Genomic DNA, 5,337 nt, shown 5'->3' on the forward strand with positions numbered 1-5,337 from the left:
CCAGCGCGGCCTCGCCCGCCGGGCCACCGTGGTGCTGTTCTCCGACGGCTGGGAACGCGGCGACGCGGGCCTGCTCGGGGAGCAGACCGCCCGGCTGCGCCGTCTGGCGCACGCGGTGCTGTGGGTCAACCCGCACGCGGGCCGCCCGGGGTACGAGCCCGTCCAGTCCGGGATCGCCGCCGCGCGGCCGCATGTCGACAAGCTGCTCGCGGGGCACAGTCTGGCCACGCTGGAACGACTGCTGAGGGAGATCAGCCATGCATGACGTGCTGGACGAGCTGTACCGCCGGTGGCGGGCGGGCGAGCCGGTGGGCCTGGGCACGGTGGTGGACACGTTCTCCTCGGCGCCGCGGTCACCGGGGGCGGCGATGCTGGTGGGCACCGACGACACCGTGGTCGGCAGCGTGTCCGGCGGGTGCGTCGAGGGCGCGGTCTACGAGCTCGCGCAGCGCGTCGTCGACGACGGCACACCCGTGTTGCAGCGCTACGGTGTCAGCGACGACGACGCGTTCGCCGTCGGGCTGACCTGCGGCGGGATCATCGACGTGTTCGTGGAGCGGATCGACCGCGACTCCATGCCGGAGCTGCCCGACCTGGTCGACTCCGTCCGCGCGGGACGGCCGGTGGCCGTGGTGACCACGGTCGCGCACCCGGACACCGACCTGCTCGGCGGGCGGATGCTCGTGTGGCCGGACCGGGTCTCCGGCAGCCTCGGGTCGGCCCGGATCGACGACGCCGTGACCGACGACGCGCGGGGACTGCTCGCCGGTGGACGTTCCGGCACCCTGCACTACGGGCCGGACGGCCAGCGCCGGGGCGAGGGCATGGCGGTGTTCGTCAACGCGTTCGAGCCGCCGCCGAGGATGCTGGTCTTCGGTGCGATCGACTTCGCCGCGGCCATGGCCCGGATGGGGGGTTACCTGGGGTACGAGGTCACGGTGTGCGACGCGCGCCCGGTGTTCGCCACCCGGAGCCGCTTCCCGGATGCGCACGAGGTGGTCGTGGACTGGCCGCACCGCTATCTGGAGGCGGAGGCCGCGGCGGGCCGCGTGGACGGCCGGACCGTGGTCACCGTGCTCACCCACGACCCGAAGTTCGACGTCCCCGTGCTGGAGGCGGCCCTGCGGCTCGATCTCGGCTACGTCGGCGCGATGGGCTCCCGGCGCACCCACGACGACCGGATGCGGCGGCTGCGTGAGGCGGGACTGACCGAGGCGGAGCTCAAGCACCTCGCCTCCCCGATCGGGCTGGATCTCGGCGCCCGCACCCCGGAGGAGACGGCCGTGTCGATCGCGGCCGAGATCATCGCGCTGCGCTGGGGCGGCGGTGGCCGCAGGCTCTCCGACGTCGACGGCCGCATCCACATCACCGAGGCCCGCTGACCCCCCGCTCCCACGGCAGGCCCCCGACCGGGCACGGCCGACACGCCGCCGAAGTGGAACGCGCGTTTTGGCGCTCCGCCGGAAACGGAGGCCCGATCGGGCGATGACCGGCGGGCACGGGGGCCGCCGGGGTTGTCCCGGCAGCCCGGAGGTAGCAGGGTTACCTGTGAGGTCGATCACCGAGATGGTCGACCCGACGGCCGCGTTCCCCGGCCCGCCCCGGCGGGCCGTGCCAGCACAGGAGGCCCCATGCGCATCACCGTCACCGTTGACGGAGCCCGCTACACCGACGAGGTCGAACCCCGCACACTGCTGGTGCACTACCTGCGTGAGCAGGTCGGCAAGGTCGGCACCGTGGTGGGGTGCGACACGAGCAACTGCGGAGCCTGCACCGTCCACCTGGACGGGCAGAGCGTGAAGTCCTGCTCGGTACTCGCCGTCCAGGCCGACGGCCGGGAGGTCACCACGGTCGAGGGGCTCGCCCGCGACGGCGAGCTGCACCCCGTGCAGAAGGCGTTCTCCACCAACCACGCGCTGCAGTGCGGATTCTGCACCCCCGGCATGATCATGCAGTCGATCGACCTGCTCTCCGAGAACCCGGACCCGGACGAGCAGGCCGTCCGGGAGGGGCTGGAGGGCAACCTCTGCCGGTGCACCGGATACCAGAACATCGTCCGCGCGGTGCAGGACGCGGCGAGCGAGATGCGGCCCGGGGCGGGCCCGGAGGCCGAACGGGTCGGGGAGACCACCGGCGCGGCCACCACGGCGGGTGTGCGGGGAGGTGCGCGGTCGTGACGTCGACGACGGAACCGGCGGTCACCGAGGTCGGCAGGGCCCGGGTCCGCAAGGAGGACGAGCGGCTCATCACCGGACGGACCCGGTGGACCGACAACATCACCCTGCCGGGCATGGTGCACGTGGCCGTGCTGCGCAGCCCGGTCGCGCACGCGCGGATCACCGGGATCGACGCCGGTGAGGCGCGGGAGATGCCCGGCGTGCTCGGCGTCTACACCGCCGAGGACCTCGATCCCGAGGGCGCCGTCGCGCTGCCGTGCGCCTGGCCGATCTCGCCGGACATGAAACACCCCCGCAGGCCGATGCTCGCCCAGGGCACGGTGAACTACGCGGGCGAGGGCGTGGCCGTGGTCGTCGCGCGCAGCGCCGCCGAGGCGGAGGACGCGCTCGCCGGGATCGACGTCGACTACGAGGACCTGCCCGTCGTGCTGGACATGGAGCAGGCCCTGGTCCCCGACGCCCCGTTGGTGCACGAGGATTTGGGCACCAACCGCAACGCGGTGTGGACCTTCGACTCGGCCGAGGCGGGCTCGGGCGGGGACGTCGAGCGGGCCTTCACCGACTCGGAGGTGGTGCTCACCCGCCGGTTCCGCCAGCAGCGGCTCGTGCCGGGCTTCATGGAACCCCGCTCGGTGGTCGTCGACCCGACCGCGCCGCAGCTGACGATGTGGTCGGCGACCCAGGTCCCGCACATCGTGAAGACGATGGCGGCGATGACCCTGGGCATCCCGGAGCACCGGATCCGGGTGATCGCCCCGGACGTCGGCGGCGGATTCGGCGGCAAGCTCGCCGTGATCCCGGAGGAGATGCTCGCCCTGCGGCTGGCGCAGGAGCTGGGCAGGCCGGTGAAGTGGACCGAGTCCCGGTCGGAGACGATGGTCGCCGCGCACCACGGGCGCGACCAGATCCAGGACCTGACGATCTCGGCCACCCGCGACGGCACGCTGACCGGTCTGAAGGTCGAGCTGATGGCCGACATGGGCGCCTACCTCAGCCTCGTCGGCCCGGGGGTGCCGATCCTGGGCGCGTTCATGTTCAACGCGATCTACAAGATCCCGGCCTACCACTTCTCCTGCACGAACGTGTTCACCAACACCACGGTCACCGACGCCTACCGCGGCGCGGGCAGACCGGAGGCCACCTTCGGCATCGAACGGATGATGGACGAGCTGGCGGCCGAACTCGGCATGGAGCCGCTCCAGCTGCGGGAGAAGAACTGGATCCGAAACGACGAGTTCCCCTACACCACGGTCTCCACGCTCACCTACGACTCCGGCGACTACGAGGCCGCCACCGAGCAGGCCAAGCACCTGTTCGACTACGACGGGCTGCGCCGGGAACAGCGGGAGCGGCGGGAACGCGGTGACCCGGTGCAGCTCGGCATCGGCATCTCCACGTTCACCGAGATGTGCGGCCTGGCGCCGTCCCGGGTGCTCGGCTCGCTGGACTACGGCGCGGGCGGCTGGGAGCACGCCACGATCCGCATGCTGCCCACCGGCAAGGTCGAGGTGGTCACCGGGGTCTCGCCGCACGGGCAGGGGCACGAGACCGCGTGGAGCCAGATCGTGGCCGACCAGCTCGGTGTCGGCTTCGACGACGTGGAGATCCTGCACGGCGACACCCAGTCCTCCCCCCGGGGCCTGGACACCTACGGCTCGCGTTCGCTGGCCGTCGGCGGGATCGCCGTGGTGAAGGCGGCGGAGAAGGTCGTCGCGAAGGCCCGCACGATCGCCGCGCACCTGATGGAGTGTTCCGAGGACGACCTGGAGTTCGCCGACGGCCGGTTCACCGTGCGCGGCACGGACCGCTCCACCCGGATCCAGGACCTCGCGCTGGCCGTGTTCACCGCTCACGACCTGCCCGAGGGGGTGGAGCCGTCCCTGGACTCGGAGGCGACCTTCGATCCGGAGAACTTCTCCTTCCCGCACGGCACGCATCTGTGCGCGATGGAGGTGGACACCGAGACCGGGCGCAGCACCATCCGTTCCTACGTCTGCGTGGACGACGTCGGCGCCGTGGTGAACCCGCTCATCGTTGAGGGACAGATCCACGGGGGGCTCGCCCAGGGCATCGCGCAGGCGCTGTACGAGGAGGCGGTGTTCGACGAGGGCGGCACGCTGATGTCCGGCACGTTCGCCGACTACCTGCTGCCGTCGGCGGCCGATCTGCCGTCGTTCACCACCGACCGCACCGAGACGCCGTCCACGACGAACCCGCTCGGCGTCAAGGGCGTGGGGGAGGCGGGCACGATCGCCTCGACCCCGGCCGTGGTGAACGCGATCGTGGACGCGGTGCGGCACTTCGGCGTGGACGACGTCCGGATGCCGTGCACGCCGATGCGGGTCTTCCAGGCCATCCACACCGGGGAGCAGGCCGCCGGTGGGCCGGGCGCCGAGGCCGGTGGCGGCCTCGGTTCGATCGACGCCGAACACGGAGGTGCGCAGTGATCCCCGCCCCGTTCGACTACGTGGCTCCGTCCACGGTGGATGACGCGGTCCGGGCCCTGGCCGACGCGGGCGAGGACGCCAAGATCCTCGCGGGTGGGCAGAGCCTGCTGCCGGTGCTGCGGTTGCGGATGGCCGCGCCGACGACGGTCGTCGACCTCACCAACATCGACGAGTTGCGCGGGGTGCGCGACGACGGCGACGCGCTGGTGATCGGCGCGATGACCACGCACCACGACGTGCGACGGGACCCGCTGATCGCCGAGCACGCGGCCCTGCTGGCGCGGGCCACCGACACGGTGGCCGACCCGCAGGTGCGCCACCGCGGCACGTTCGGCGGGTCGCTGGCCCACGCCGACCCGGCGGGGGACCTGCTCGCACCCGCGTTGGCGATGGACACCGAAATGGTCCTGCGCGGGATGGACGGCACCCGCCGGGTGCCCGCGGCGGAGTTCTTCGCCGACTTCTTCACCACCGCCCTGGATCCGTCCGAGATCCTGACCCAGGTGCGGGTCCCGAAGTTCACCGGCTGGCAGGCGCACTACGAGAAGTTCAACCGGGTGGCACAGGCGTGGTCCATCGTCGGGGTGGCCGCGACGGTGCGCACGGACGCGGGGGCGATCGCCGAGGCCCGGGTGGCGCTGACGAACATGGCGTCGGTGCCGGTCCGGGCGCGGGGCGTGGAGTCCGCGCTGGTGGGGCAGCCCGCCACCGCG

At 72.5% G+C, this 5,337-nt stretch carries 5 protein-coding genes; all 5 read left to right on the forward strand.

What is annotated here, in order from left to right; genetic code table 11:
* Positions 1 to 265, forward strand: a 265-nt coding sequence (locus tag SACPADRAFT_RS0220895; protein WP_007026336.1) for a VWA domain-containing protein, incomplete at its 5' end; no start/stop codon positions are given.
* Complete coding sequence (locus SACPADRAFT_RS0220900) at positions 258 to 1,382, forward strand: XdhC family protein (RefSeq protein WP_007026335.1); 1,125 nt, start codon at positions 258 to 260, stop codon at positions 1,380 to 1,382. The genes SACPADRAFT_RS0220895 and SACPADRAFT_RS0220900, both read left to right, overlap by 8 nt.
* A gap of 249 nt (positions 1,383 to 1,631) precedes the next feature.
* A complete protein-coding gene (locus SACPADRAFT_RS0220905; protein WP_007026334.1) occupies positions 1,632 to 2,177 on the forward strand; it encodes a (2Fe-2S)-binding protein in 546 nt (181 codons plus the stop codon).
* The gene (locus SACPADRAFT_RS0220910) at positions 2,174 to 4,624 is read left to right on the forward strand and encodes a xanthine dehydrogenase family protein molybdopterin-binding subunit (protein ID WP_007026333.1); all 2,451 of its coding nucleotides are present in this window, start codon (positions 2,174 to 2,176) and stop codon (positions 4,622 to 4,624) included. The genes SACPADRAFT_RS0220905 and SACPADRAFT_RS0220910 overlap by 4 nt, the downstream gene beginning before the upstream one ends.
* The coding region (locus SACPADRAFT_RS33380; RefSeq protein ID WP_007026332.1) for an FAD binding domain-containing protein at positions 4,621 to 5,337 on the forward strand (717 nt) is incomplete at its 3' end. The genes SACPADRAFT_RS0220910 and SACPADRAFT_RS33380, both read left to right, overlap by 4 nt.

This window comes from Saccharomonospora iraqiensis subsp. paurometabolica YIM 90007, assembly GCF_000231035.2.
Taxonomy (GTDB): domain Bacteria; phylum Actinomycetota; class Actinomycetes; order Mycobacteriales; family Pseudonocardiaceae; genus Saccharomonospora; species Saccharomonospora paurometabolica.

Bases quoted from the DNA above. Each gene is read 5' to 3' on its own strand.
- SACPADRAFT_RS0220905 (WP_007026334.1), top strand. From the start codon at position 1,632: ATGCGCATCACCGTCACCGTTGACGGAGCCCGCTACACCGACGAGGTC.
- SACPADRAFT_RS0220900 (WP_007026335.1), top strand. From the start codon at position 258: ATGCATGACGTGCTGGACGAGCTGTACCGCCGGTGGCGGGCGGGCGAG.